Source organism: Bacillus sp. NPDC060175 (assembly GCF_042728695.1).
Classification (GTDB): domain Bacteria; phylum Bacillota; class Bacilli; order Bacillales; family Bacillaceae_G; genus Bacillus_A.
Genome location: NZ_JBHWYR010000101.1, coordinates 1 through 13,717 on the forward strand (window position 1 = coordinate 1; position 13,717 = coordinate 13,717).

Annotated in this window: 8 protein-coding genes and 2 pseudogenes; 9 read left to right on the forward strand and 1 reads right to left on the reverse strand. The window is 34.3% G+C overall.

The features are described from left to right. Positions 1-428: 428 nt before the first annotated feature. Positions 429-1,712 (forward strand): enterotoxin EntFM, encoded by a 1,284-nt coding sequence (entFM, locus tag ACFWDE_RS27470; protein WP_377896005.1) that lies wholly within the window; start codon positions 429-431, stop codon positions 1,710-1,712. Positions 1,713-1,811: 99 nt separating this feature from the next. Here the strand turns inward: entFM and ACFWDE_RS27475 are convergent, their stop codons facing one another. Continuing rightward, the gene (locus tag ACFWDE_RS27475) at positions 1,812-2,576 is read right to left on the reverse strand and encodes an alpha/beta fold hydrolase (RefSeq protein ID WP_377896006.1); all 765 of its coding nucleotides are present in this window, start codon (positions 2,574-2,576) and stop codon (positions 1,812-1,814) included. Between the two features lie 240 nt (positions 2,577-2,816). On the opposite strand from ACFWDE_RS27475, the gene ACFWDE_RS27480 reads away from it, so the two are divergent. From ACFWDE_RS27480 to ACFWDE_RS27515, 8 genes and pseudogenes are all read left to right on the forward strand, one after another. Beyond that, entirely contained in the window at positions 2,817-4,577 is a 1,761-nt protein-coding gene (locus ACFWDE_RS27480) for an ABC transporter ATP-binding protein (protein ID WP_377896007.1), read from the forward strand. A gap of 86 nt (positions 4,578-4,663) precedes the next feature. Continuing rightward, positions 4,664-5,341, forward strand: coding sequence for an envelope stress response regulator transcription factor HitR (hitR, locus tag ACFWDE_RS27485; protein ID WP_377896008.1), 678 nt, complete (start codon positions 4,664-4,666; stop codon positions 5,339-5,341). Next, entirely contained in the window at positions 5,338-6,417 is a 1,080-nt protein-coding gene (gene hitS / locus ACFWDE_RS27490; RefSeq protein ID WP_377896009.1) for an envelope stress sensor histidine kinase HitS, read from the forward strand. Before hitR ends, hitS begins: the two co-directional genes overlap by 4 nt. Before the next feature lie 529 nt (positions 6,418-6,946). Beyond that, positions 6,947-8,377 carry a tyrosine-tyramine antiporter gene (gene tyrP, locus ACFWDE_RS27495; protein WP_377896010.1) on the forward strand — a complete coding sequence of 477 codons (1,431 nt, stop codon included), beginning with the start codon at positions 6,947-6,949 and terminating at the stop codon, positions 8,375-8,377. Positions 8,378-8,584: 207 nt separating this feature from the next. After that, positions 8,585-10,468: a tyrosine decarboxylase gene (tdc, locus tag ACFWDE_RS27500; protein ID WP_377896011.1), complete on the forward strand. Its 1,884-nt coding sequence runs from the start codon at positions 8,585-8,587 to the stop codon at positions 10,466-10,468. Between the two features lie 194 nt (positions 10,469-10,662). Continuing rightward, positions 10,663-11,925: pseudogene (gene tyrS / locus ACFWDE_RS27505) on the forward strand (tyrosine--tRNA ligase). Between the two features lie 705 nt (positions 11,926-12,630). Then, positions 12,631-13,350, forward strand: a complete 720-nt coding sequence (locus tag ACFWDE_RS27510) for a 3-ketoacyl-ACP reductase (RefSeq protein WP_000818988.1) — start codon at positions 12,631-12,633, stop codon at positions 13,348-13,350. A 146-nt stretch (positions 13,351-13,496) separates the two neighbouring features. Beyond that, positions 13,497-13,679 (forward strand): annotated as a pseudogene (locus ACFWDE_RS27515) (hypothetical protein); the annotation flags it as partial. Positions 13,680-13,717 lie beyond the last annotated feature (38 nt).

Below are 13,717 nucleotides of genomic sequence, written 5' to 3' on the forward strand. Positions count from 1 at the left end.
GTCATGATGACCAGCTGGGTGCGCTCCCCGGTCCAGAGCACGCGGCGGAAGTCGGGGCATGATAAGAGTGTGCCTCATGAAAAAGAACTTTCTAGAAAAATATATTGTGTTTATGTATTAGATTAATGGAATTTTCATATTAGATAGAAAGTGTAAAATCTATATTGAAATAACGTATGAAATTTTAAGTTTTGATGTAATACATAAGGAATTTGAAAAAATCGTTGCAAAAACACACTGTTTAATGATAAAGTTCACATGAAGTTCACACTAAATTCACTTCAATCGTTTAAAATAAACGATGTGTGAAAAATAAAACTCTTGCTAAAAAATGGAACTGGATGAATATTTTGCTTTGATAATATTGTAAAGTACTAAGTTTATAGTTTTCTCAAGAGGATAGTAGGGAAAGGAAGTAAAGACAACTTATGAAAAAAGTAATCGCAGGTTTAGCAGCAGCATCTGTAGTAGGCGTAGCAGTTCCAGGAATGGATTCTGCTCATGCACAAGTTTCAAATGATGCGCTAAAAGAAATTAATGGACAAACTCAAACTCAAACTCAAACTCAAACGACTGTAACTGAAACAAAAAAGGTAGAAACAACTTCTGAATTAAAATACACGGTAACAGCTGATGTATTAAATGTACGTTCAGGTGCTGGTACAGGACATAACGTTATTTCTAAAGTAAAAGCAGGTCAAGTACTTCAAGTAATTGGACAAGAAAACGGTTGGTTCAAAGTTAGTGTAAATGGTCAAACAGGTTATGTAAGTGGGGACTTCGTAACAACTGGTGGCAATAAAGGAACTACTGTTCAACAAGGAACAGGTACTTACACAGTAAACGTTTCTTCACTAAACGTACGTACAGGCCCAAGTGCATCTCATACTGTTTTAGGTTCTGTAAATAAAGGGAAAACAGTTCAAGTTGTAGGTGAAGTTCAAGATTGGTTTAAAATTAACTTCAATGGTGGAACTGGATACGTAAGTAAAGACTTCGTAACAAAAGGTGGTTCAGCTGTATCTAACGAAACACAGCAACCAACTACAAACAACAACAATACTACTACAGTTCAAACTGGTGGTTCATATGTTGTTAACACGGGTGCTTTAAAAGTACGTACAGGCCCAGCTACATATAACGCTGTAATTGGTGGGGTAACGAACGGTACAGTATTAAACGTTACTGGCGCTGAAAACGGTTGGTACAAAATTAACCATAACGGCCGTACAGGCTACGTAAGTGCAGACTTTGTTAAGTTTGTAAAAGGCGGAGTGAACAATGTAGTTACTGGTGGTAACCAAGGTACTAACCAAGTACAAAAACCAACAGCGCCAACAGGTGGAGATACATCTTCAATCGCTGGATTCGCTAGATCTTTAAATGGTTCAAAATATGTATTTGGTGGTCAAACTACTGCTGGTTTCGACTGCAGTGGATTCATTCACTACGTATTAAATCAAACTGGTCATTCAGGCGCTCGTCAAACAGTTGCTGGATACTGGAGCTCTAAAACAAAAACTAGCAATCCACAACCAGGTGATTTAGTATACTTCTCTGACACTTATAAACCAGGTCTTTCTCACATGGGTGTTTACTTAGGAAACGGTCAGTTCATTAGTGCAGAAAATGAAAGTGTTGGTGTAAGAATTAGTTCAATTAATAACTCTTACTGGGCTAAACACCTAACAGGTTACACAAAAGCATACTAAGAAAAAGTATTTTTTATACTTTTCGTATAGAGAAAAGGCTTTCCAGGGAAACTTGGGAAGCCTTTTTCATATTTGGATAGATTACAAATATAGAAGCATTTATTTTAATTTCCCATGTAAAAATTTAGCATATAAATCATGAAAATAGTTTGGACGGAATAAGTTTGCTGCATGACCTGCTAATGGAATTTCTTTATATAAAACGTTCGGAAGAATGGACTTCAAATCAAAGAGACACGATTTATAGAGATGATCATGTTCTCCCATCACCCATAATATAGGGTGATGAAGTGCTTTTAATTTAGATTTCAAGTCGAATTCTAAGCGGTGTCGTAATGACTCAGCAATAATGGACGAGTGTAATTGTAATCCGAAACGGTAATAGATATTTCGTGAAATAACAGCGAACGGATTTGCCCTTAGTATTCCACTTGGAAAAATAGTACTAGCATACTGAGAAAGCCAAGATGAATATTCATCACCACGTTTTTCCCAAAAATTCTGAAAAACATTATATAAACGGGAAGGGTTATTATAATGTCCACCAATATGACAAATGCTCAATACTTTTTCTGGATGCATTTGTGCAAATGTCGTAGAGATATAACAGCCATAGCTTAGAGCACAAATATGAGCCTTTTTAATTCCCTCTTTTTCATACAAGTTCAATAATTGATCTACGAGGCGCTGTATTGAAAAGTCGATAGGTTCTCCTTTATCGTCGCCGTGACCTAATAAATCATAAGTTATAATGTTGTAGGATGCAGAAAATCGTTTATGCTCTTTTTTGAAGGCGCGGCGATTTCCAACTAATCCATGAATAAAAATGATTGTTTCCTTTTCGGAATGTGTATTTGTTTGCAAAAAGGATACTCCTTTCAATAACTGGAGATTTATATAGTATTTTAAATTAGTTATCTATAATTCACATAGAATAATAATAAGTACCAGGTAATAATATCAGATGTTTACACTTGTTGTAAAGATGAGTTTATATGTATATTTTGTAAAAATAGAAAAAGTGTGTTTACATTCAGTTTACATTTATAGCGTATTCTAGTTTTAGAGATAATAGTTTTGTTTATAACGAGGAGATGGACGACAATGGAAGTTAGGAAGACAGAAAAGAAAAAAGGGAATTGGAGGCAGTTTTTACGTCTTATTCAAGATACAAATCCACCGAAAGGCATTCTTATTTTTGCATTACTAATGAGCTTACTTTCTACTGGAGCGAGTTTGTTTATTCCAATGCTGACAAAAGGCTTAGTTGATAATTTTTCACTTTCCTCAATTAGTACGGGACAAATTATTGGATTAATTGCATTCTTTATTATTCAAACAATTGCTGCAGGGTTGTCTATTTATTTACTGAATTATATTGGACAAAAAATTGTGGCTGGACTTAGGGAACGATTATGGAAAAAGGTACTTATTTTACCAGTGTCTTATTATGATCAAAATAGAACGGGAGATACAATTAGTCGTATGACAAATGATACAGGTGTTGTTAAAACATTAATTTCTGAGCATTTGTCAAACTTATTAACAGGCGGTATCTCAATTATTGGGTCATTAATTGTATTATTTGTTTTAGACTGGAAAATGACAATTTTACTTTTAACGGTTATTCCGTTATCGGTACTAATTTTAGTTCCACTGGGACGGAAAATGTATAAGATTTCAAAAGCGCTTCAAGATGAAACAGCTTCGTTTACAAGTGTGTTAACACAAGTGTTATCAGAAATTCGTTTAGTGAAATCTTCAAATACGGAAAAAAGAGAATATGAAACAGGGAATACAGGTATCCAAAAATTATTGCAATTTGGTTTGAAAGAAGGAAAAGTACAAGCATTAATTTCACCAGTTATGTCGTTTGTTTTAATGGCATTACTTGTTATTATCGTAGGGTATGGCGGGATGCGAGTTTCGAGTGGTGCATTAACAACAGGTGAACTTGTAGCATTTATTTTGTATTTAGTTCAAATTATTATGCCGATGAGTCAGTTATCTATGTTCTTTACTCAGTTCCAAAAAGCAATTGGTGCAACCGAAAGAATTAATACGATTTTAGAATATGAGGTAGAAGATCATGAAACAGGTATGAATGTTACAAATGCGAAGCAGCCGATCGTTATTGAAAATGTACATTTTGAGTATAACGAAGAAGAGAAAATATTGAAAAATATCGACTTCACGATTGAATCTGGAAAAGTAACAGCGATTGTAGGACCAAGTGGTAGCGGGAAAACAACTTTATTCTCGCTGTTAGAACGTTTTTATGAGCCGACTAGTGGTTTCATAAAATTAGGGAAAGAACCAATTACAGCCTATTCATTACAGTCATGGCGACGTCAAATTGGTTACGTTTCACAAGATAGTCCGTTAATTGATGGAACGATCCGTGATAATATTTGCTATGGTGTTGAGGGCGAAGTGACTGACGAAGAGATTGAAAAAGTAGCAGCAATGGCGTATGTTGATGCGTTTATTCATGATTTACCAAGTGGATACGCAACAGAAGTTGGAGAGCGTGGTGTGAAGCTTTCTGGAGGGCAAAGACAAAGAATTGCGATTGCTCGAGCGTTACTACGAAATCCGCAAATCCTGATGTTAGATGAAGCGACTTCAAGTCTTGATAGTAAATCGGAATCGGTTGTTCAGAAGGCGTTAAATAACTTAATGAAAGGTAGAACAACTTTAGTTATTGCGCATAGACTTTCTACTGTTGTCGATGCAGATAAAATTATCTTTATTGAAAAAGGGAATCTTACAGGAAGTGGCTCGCATGATGAGTTGTTACGGACACATGACATGTACCGTGAATTTGCAATGCAGCAGTTGAAAATTAAAGAAGGTGCCTTATAGAATGAAAACAATCAGTGAGAGGAAACTTCACTGATTGTTGATTTTAGAGTGCTAAAAAGTATGTTAAGCAGAAAGGATATGATTCCTTGATACCCCAAATTTTAATTGTAGATGATGATCCGCATATTAGAGAACTTGTTTCTGTATTTTTGGAACGAGAAGGTTTTCAAACATATGAGGCCGTTGATGGATTAGATGCTCTTCGAAAAATAGAAGAAGTGAAAGTCGATATGGCGATTCTTGATATTATGATGCCAAATATGGATGGGTTTGATTTGTGCTTTGAATTAAAAAAATACTATGATATTCCGATTTTGATGCTAACTGCTAAAGGAGAAACATCTCAAAAGATAAAAGGGTTTCACCTCGGAACAGATGATTATCTTGTGAAACCATTTGATCCTTTAGAATTAGTTGTGAGAGTGAAGGCATTATTGAAACGTTACCAAATTACAGTATCGCAATCTATTCAAGTTGGGAATGTACTGTTAAATCGTAAAACATTTGAAGTTAACGCCGGAGAACAAGCGGTCACGTTGCCGTTAAAAGAATTCGAGTTGCTCTTTACATTAGGGTCTAAAGCTGGAAGAACGTGTTCAAGAGAGCAATTAATTGAAGACGTATGGGGATATGATTTTGAAGGGAATGAACGTACATTAGACGTTCATATAAATCGGTTACGTGAAAAGTTTCAAGAAGAGCGATCAAAGTTTAGTATAAAGACGATAAGGGGCTTAGGGTATCGCTTAGAGGTAAGTAAATGAGAAGAAGAGAACGAATGAGTAAGTTGAAGATGTTGAAAGTAATTGGAGCGGTAATAGCACTCTTTTCTTTTCTCACTATAATCTGGTCTATCGCATTTTTTGTATCATCTAGTGTATTGAAAGCTCTTGAAATAAACGTATCGCCTTTTGTTACTTTTCTAATTAGTGACATGGTCGGCTTTGTATTTATTGTTCTTATTTGGACATTGATCGGAATATTAATGAGACCAAAACGAGAGGCGATGATTTGGACTATTATTGAACCGATACAAAAAATTGCAAAAGGAGACTTCTCCGTAAAAATACGAAATGAAGAAAAGTATGATGGAGAAATTGGTGTACTCGTAAAAAGTATAAATGATATGACAGAAGAGCTTAATGCAATGGAGAAAATGAGGCAAGAATTTGTATCGAATGTTTCTCATGAAATACAGTCACCTTTAACTTCTATAAAAGGTTTTGCTAGAGCGCTACAAGAGGATAATCTTTCAGACGAAAAAAGAAAGCACTACCTTACCATTATTGAAACCGAATCAACGAGATTATCTAAATTAAGCCAAAATTTATTGAAGCTAACCCTTTTGGAATCGGAAGAGTATGTACCAGAAAGAGTTACTTATCGATTAGATCAACAGTTAAAGCAAATTGTGTTAAATAGTGAACCACTCTGGGCTGAAAAAGAAATTGAGTTAGATCTTGATTTAGAAAAAGTGCATATTACTGCTGACCAAGAAAGTATGAGTCAAGTGTGGATTAATTTAATTCATAATAGTATTAAATTTACTCCGAGTAGTGGTACGATTACAATTCAGTTAAAAGAACATGAGGAATTAGTGGAAGTACGTATTCATGATAATGGAATTGGTATATCAGAGGAACAGAAGCAGCATGTTTTTGAACGTTTTTACAAAGCAGATTCTTCACGGAATCGCGCTCATGGAGGTAGCGGATTGGGATTGGCGATTGTAAAAAAAGTAGTAGATCTTCATCAAGGGGAAATTAAAGTTAAGAGCACGGAAGGAAATGGTGCGGAATTTATTGTACGTATTCCTTATTATAAAGAAAAACAGTGTTAGGGAAGTTTCCGCATGCCCATCAACCTAAAGAATCAAAATCCTCCCATAACTAAATTTTTATTCATTATTGACTACTGACTACTAATGGGTTATGTTAATTAGAATATTTCAGATTGTTAAAGAGTACATTTGAAAAATAGGTTTAAGTTGATGATTTTATAAAATAAAAGAAGGCGTTCCATATTTGGAATGCCTTTTCTTGATGTTTTGTTGCTAATGTGGGTTGCTAAGTTATTTCTATTCGCTTAATTCTCGTTTTTTCTTGATGAGGAGTAATTGGCGCATTTGAAATATGGTGGAGGAACAAAGAAGGGTACACATTGGATATTCAACTTCGTAAAAACGAGATTATCAGGCTGTATATGCCTTTATGAAAAGACACCTATTAAAGAAATTTACCTAGTTATTAAAATTTGCCAAATCCTTTTCTTACATAAGTATTAATTGATATGCCTATTTTAAAAAGGGTACATCTAATATTTTTTATGAATTAGTTTAAATATGGAGAAGAAAGGGATTTTTTTCCAATATGAAAAAATTGACACTTTTTGGGTTAATTGGTATTACAATGGCCTTTTTTGGAACGGTACGAAGTGTGCCGACTCTTTCAATTACTGGTTGGACCCAAATCTTCTATATGTTGATAGCTGCGTTTGCATTTGCTCTACCTATCGCGTTAATGTCAGCTGAGCTTTCTACGGCTTTCCCTGAAGAAGGTGGACCTCAAGTTTGGGTGGAAAATGCATTAGGTGAGAAATGGGGATTTGTCACCTCATGGTTATTATGGGTTCAAATGTTTTTTGGGATGGTAATGGTTGCGTCAACTGTTGGTATTCTATCGGGTTACGTTATTAATAAGCCAGAACTATCTTCAAACAACTATTTTATTTTTGCCATAATTTTAATTTCATACTGGAGTGTGACTTTATTAAACCTTAAGTTTGATATGGTAAAAGTTGCGGGTAACTGGGGTGCTGTTATTGGTGTGTACATTCCGTTTGTCATTCTTGTTGTTCTAGGTGTCATTTATATGATAAAAAACGGGATTCAATCGAATAGTTATTTAGGCGGATTTAAGCCAAGGGATCTTATTCCTAATTTTAAGGACTTAGGAAGTTTAACTTATTTATCAGGAATTATCTTTATTTTTGCAGGAGTAGAAATTTCGTCTGTACATGCAAATAATATTGATAATCCAAAACGTAACTATCCAATTGCTGTTATCACTTCAGTAATTTTATTAGCAATTTTTAATATCATTGCTGGGTTAACTGTTTCAAATGCGGTACCAAAAGGTAAATTGGAGCTTGCGAATATAACACAGCCATATATGATTTTCACTAAAAATCTAGGGATTCCATCTATCTTTGTTAACATTATTTCTTTAATGATTTTAATTGGGGTTTTAGTTCAGCTAAGTGCATGGGTACTTGGACCAAGTAAATCTATGATTAAAGTGGCAGATGAAGGGAATTTGCCGAAGTTTTTTCAAAAGAGAACAGAGAAAGATATTCCAATCACTTTTGTGATGATTCAAGCAATTGTAATTTCATTAGTATCTATCTTATATATAGTAGTTCCAGATGTAAACAGTGCATTCTTAATAATAACAATTACAACAACAATTTTGTATTGTATTGTGTACTCTTTAATTGCTATTTCAGCTGTTCGCTTGCGTTATAAGATGCCAGACGTTAATAGACCATTCAGATTAGGGAGTAAAGGGAATGGATTAATATGGACGGTCTCTATTCTTTCAATGATAAGTATTGTTTTTACGATTATTGTAAGTATTATTCCGCCATCTATTTTAAAGCCAAGTCAATATACTGGATATGTTATTTATCAAGTGGTCGTTACATTAGCAATGATTGGTATAGCACTTATCATCAACAAATTTAAAAAACCAGAGTGGAAGAAAGATAATAGCTCACCTGAGGATATAAGGAAATCAAGCTAAAGAACAAATAAATATTTGGTACGTATTCCTTAAGTTTTGTTATCAAATGAGTTGGCTTATTTGATTAACAGTGTTTTATATCCCGTTTTTGATGGCAGATATTAATTTATGTGTGAATTTTTTGTGCAGAAAAAACCAAAAAATAATAACGTATTTTGTATCGAGGTTACTTAGGGAATATTTGTGATAATTTGGAGGAAATGAAAAATGAACTATAAAATACCGGATATTAATTTAAAAGCATTATTCTTAGGTGATAAAGGTGAAAATGCCGATTTATTTAAAGAGCTGTTAATTAAAATGGTAGATGAACATGTAGGTTGGCGTCAAAATTACCAACCACAAGACCTACCAATTATTACTCCGCAAGATAAAAGCTCGAAAAAATTCGTAGAAACTGCTGACCATATCCGCAGTGTAATGGATGTGTTATCTTCAAAACTTCGTACCAATTCATTACCATGGCATTCGGCAGGGCGGTTTTGGGGACATATGAATTCAGAAACATTAATGCCGGCTATTATTGCATATACAGCTGCAATGTTATGGAATGGGAATAACGTGGCATATGAATCTTCTCCAGGCACTTCTCAAATGGAAGAAGAAGTAGGGCATGAATTTGCTGCTCTTATGAGTTATAAAAAAGGTGAGAGTTGGGGGCATATTTGTGCGGATGGTTCTATTGCTAATCTAGAAGGCCTTTGGTATGCAAGAAACATGAAATCCCTTCCTTTAGCTATTAAAGAAGTAGCTCCTCAATTTGTAGAAGATAAATCAGAATGGGAATTATTAAATATGTCTACAGAAGAAATTTTAGATCTTTTAGAAAGAATACCTGGAAAAATTGATGAAATTAAAGCACATTCTGCGCGTAATGGTCAACATCTACAAGAGCTGGGCAAATGGTTGATTCCACAAACTAAACACTATTCTTGGCTAAAATCAGCGGATATTATTGGTATAGGCCTTGATAATGTGGAAACAATTGATGTTGATCATAACTATCGCATGGACATTGATAAACTTGAAGAAAAAATCCGAGAATTAGCTGCAGAAAAAATACCTATTCTTGGTGTGGTAGCTGTTATTGGTACAACGGAAGAAGGACAAGTAGATCGTATTGATAAGATTGTTGCGTTGCGTGAAAAATTAGCGCAAGAGGGTATTTATTTTTACATTCATATAGATGCTGCTTATGGTGGGTATGCTCGAGCGATTTTCTTAGATGAAAACAATGAATTTATTGACTATAACAAAATCGATGAAACATATGTAAAATATGGTATTTTCAATTCGGAAAATGAATGGTTGACAGAAGATATTTACAATTCTTTCAAGGCAATAGACCAGGCTGAAACCGTTACAATTGATCCGCATAAAATGGGGTATATACCATACTCTGCGGGTGGGATTGTTGTAAAAGATATTAGAATGCGTGATGTAATTTCTTACTTCGCAACATATGTGTTTGAAAAGGGAGCTGATATTCCTGCATTACTTGGTGCATATATGCTTGAAGGTTCTAAAGCAGGGGCAACTGCAGCCTCAGTTTGGACAGCCCATAAAGTATTACCATTAAACGTGACTGGTTATGGTAAATTACTAGGTGCAAGTATTGAAGGAGCTTACCATTTTTATCATTTTTTACAGGATAAACAATTTAAAGTTGGAGATAAAACTATTCATGTTTATCCATTAACAAAGCCTGATTTTAATATGGTTGACTATGTATTTAATGAAGAAGGAAACACAAGTTTAGCAAAAATGAACAAATTAAATCATGATTTTTTTGGTCAATCTTCTTATGTAAAAGGAAATATATACTACAATGAATTTCTTACTTCTCATACAGACTTTGCTATCCCTGATTATGGAAATAGCCCACTTCCATTTGTGAAAAGTCTTGGATTTAGTAAAGAAGAATGGGATAAGGAAAGAAAAGTAACAGTACTACGAGCTTGTGCATTATCTCCGTACGCTCATGATAAAGATGTATTCGATGAATACGCTAATAAGATTGAAAGCGCAATTCGAGAAAAACTTGAAATAATTTACAATGTGAAAAATAAAAATAATGATGAATCTGTTTAAGGTGTAGTATACGATAAACGTTGAAGAAGTGCAGCGCAGTAGTTATAGATACAGTTGCTGAGAGTAATATTAATGGTACAATCTGGGCGGCAATACGATTAAGAATGGTCCTTATGTATTTTTTAGACATAGGGACCTTTGTTTTCAGACACACTAAAAAGCGAATTCTTAAAAATGAAAGGGGTTAGAAAAGCATGAACATCATTGACGAATTAGAATGGCGTAATGCTATCAATCAACAAACAGATGCAGAAGGGTTACGTGAGTTAGTAGAAGAGAAAAAAATTTCCCTGTACTGTGGGGTAGATCCAACGGGCGATAGTATGCATATTGGACATTTAATCCCATTTATGATGATGAAACGTTTCCAATTAGAAGGGCATCATCCAGTAATTTTAATTGGAGGAGCTACTGGGACAATTGGTGATCCAAGTGGACGTCAAACAGAACGTCAATTACAGACGTTAGAACAAGTACAGCATAATGTTGAGGCATTGACGACACAAATGAAAAAGCTATTTGATTTTGGTGGTAATAGTAAAGTGAAGATGGTAAATAACTATGACTGGACACATCAGGTAAATATTATTGAATTTTTACGTGATTACGGTAAGAATTTTAGTGTGAATACGATGTTAGCAAAAGATATTGTAGCAAGTCGATTAGGGAGCGGGATTTCTTTTACAGAATTTTCATATCAAATTCTACAAGCTATGGACTTCCATCATTTATACAAATACGAAGGAGTACAACTACAAATTGGTGGTAGTGACCAATGAGGCAATATAACAAGTGGGTTAGATTTAATACGTAAATTAGAAGGGGGAGAGGTAAAAGCATTTGGATTAACAATCCCCTTAATGCTAAAAGCAGACGGCACAAAGTTTGGCAAAACAGCAGGTGGGGCGATTTGGTTAGATTCAGAAAAAACAACACCATTTGAATTCTATCAGTTCTGGGTGAATACAGATGATCGCGATGTAATTAAATATTTAAAATTCTTCACTTTCTTAACGAAAGATAGAATTGATGAATTAGCGGTCAAGGTTCAAACAGAACCTCATAAACGTGAAGCACAAAAAGTATTAGCAGAAGAAATGACGAAATTTGTTCATGGTGAGCATGCGCTTTCGCAAGCATTAAAAATTACAGAAGCGTTATTTAGTGGGGATATTCAATCATTAACTGCAGATGAAATTGAACAAGGATTTAAAGATATGCCAACTTTCCACGCTTCAAACGAAACAAAAAATATTGTTGAGTGGTTAGTTGACCTAGGGATTGAACCTTCTAGACGTCAAGCAAGGGAAGACATTAATAATGGAGCTATTTATATGAATGGTGAAAAGGTAACGGATGTAAATACAGATGTTACAGTTGGAAACTCATTCGATGGAAGGTTTATCATTATTCGTAAAGGTAAAAAGAATTACAGTTTGGTGAAATTAGGGAAATAGATTCTGTTGATGGTAACAGTTCACTTCCATTCGAGAAGAGCTTTGAATTTAGTGACGAAGAATAGGAACAGCACTATGAGCTTGTGCGGCATCTTCATATGCTCATGATAAGAATGTACTTGAAGAATATGCTGTGAAGGTGGCAAAAGTAATTCAAGAGAAACTCGAAACCAACTATAATGTAGTGAATAAATTTAGTAGAAAATCATTTATCTACATAATTTATATTGTTACCGAATCCTAGCTAGGCAGTATACTTACTCCCTCAAAATTTAGCGGTGTTAAATATCCCCCATTTGTTTATATTATTTCGCGGTTTACCGGAAATTCCAAAAGTGAATCTAAAGAATTTAAAAAAGTTGATTAAATCCTATAATATTTTGTAGTTTATAAAACAACGTTGTTTGAGACTATCCCCTTTAAGTAGTAATTCAAAAACTTCTGGTAATGTGGAGAAAAGAATGAGACTTAGAGAGGACTTTTTTATGTTGAAAGGAGAGGTATTCATAATTATCTTATTGTTTTTTATGAAGAGAAGATTAGTTATTGATTTATTACTTTAGTTTTTCTTTAAATATGCATTTACCATTACTATAGTTACCTACAAGTAACCTACGCACATGAAAGTGCATCATTGCCTTTTTACATAAACATAGATACACTTTTAATATAATAAACAACTGAGAAGATTAAGGAGTGTTATACTTGGCAGAATTATTACAAGGTAAAAATGCTTTAATTACAGGAGCAGGTAGAGGTATTGGTCGTGCTGTAGCGATCGCATTAGCGAAAGAAGGCGTAAATGTAGGTCTTTTAGCTCGTTCAGAAGAAAACTTAAAAGCTGTAGCGAAAGAAGTGGAAGCAGAAGGCGTAAAAGCTGTTATTGCGACTGCTGATGTATCTTCGTATGAAGAGGTAACTACTGCAATTGAAACGTTAAAAACTGGTTTAGGATCTATCGATATTTTAATTAATAACGCTGGTATTTCTAAGTTCGGTAAGTTTTTAGAATTAGACGTTGCTGATTGGGAAAAAATCATTCAAGTAAACTTAATGGGTGTATACTATGCAACTCGTGCCGCTTTACCAAGCATGATTGAACAACAATCTGGTGATATCATTAATATTTCATCTACAGCAGGACAAAAAGGTGCACCTGTAACAAGTGCATATAGTGCTTCTAAATTTGGTGTTCTTGGTTTAACAGAATCGTTAGCAATGGAAGTTCGTAAACATAACATTCGTGTAACGGCTTTAACTCCAAGTACAGTAGCAACTGATATGGCTGTAGATTTAGGATTAACTGATGGAAATCCGGATAAAGTTATGCAAGCAGAAGATATTGCAGAGTTTATCGTAGCGCAGCTGAAGTTAAATAAACGTACATTTATTAAATCTGCTGGACTTTGGTCTACTAATCCGTAAGGGATAAATTTATAAAAAAGAGGGATATCTATTCTGTAATGGAGTGGGTGTCCCTTCTTTATTTTTTGTATTTGAAACTGAATTTTCGGTATAATCAAATGTGAATGGTAGAAAAGTATTAAAAAATTGAAGGGGATGGTATTTTCATGAATACGATTGAGAAATGGACGGCTGTTGATCAATATATGAGTGATGTATTAATACCGAAAGATTCTATATTAGAAGAAGTTCTTCAAGCAAACGCTGTAGCTAATTTGCCAGCACATGATGTATCGCCGACTCAAGGGAAGTTTTTACAACTATTAGTACAAATTCAAGAAGGAAACAACAGTAAGTGAAAACACAGACATATATATATATATATATA

Bases quoted from the DNA above. Each gene is read 5' to 3' on its own strand.
- ACFWDE_RS27480 (WP_377896007.1), top strand. From the start codon at position 2,817: ATGGAAGTTAGGAAGACAGAAAAGAAAAAAGGGAATTGGAGGCAGTTT.
- entFM (WP_377896005.1), top strand. From the start codon at position 429: ATGAAAAAAGTAATCGCAGGTTTAGCAGCAGCATCTGTAGTAGGCGTA.
- tdc (WP_377896011.1), top strand. From the start codon at position 8,585: ATGAACTATAAAATACCGGATATTAATTTAAAAGCATTATTCTTAGGT.
- hitS (WP_377896009.1), top strand. From the start codon at position 5,338: ATGAGAAGAAGAGAACGAATGAGTAAGTTGAAGATGTTGAAAGTAATT.
- tyrP (WP_377896010.1), top strand. From the start codon at position 6,947: ATGAAAAAATTGACACTTTTTGGGTTAATTGGTATTACAATGGCCTTT.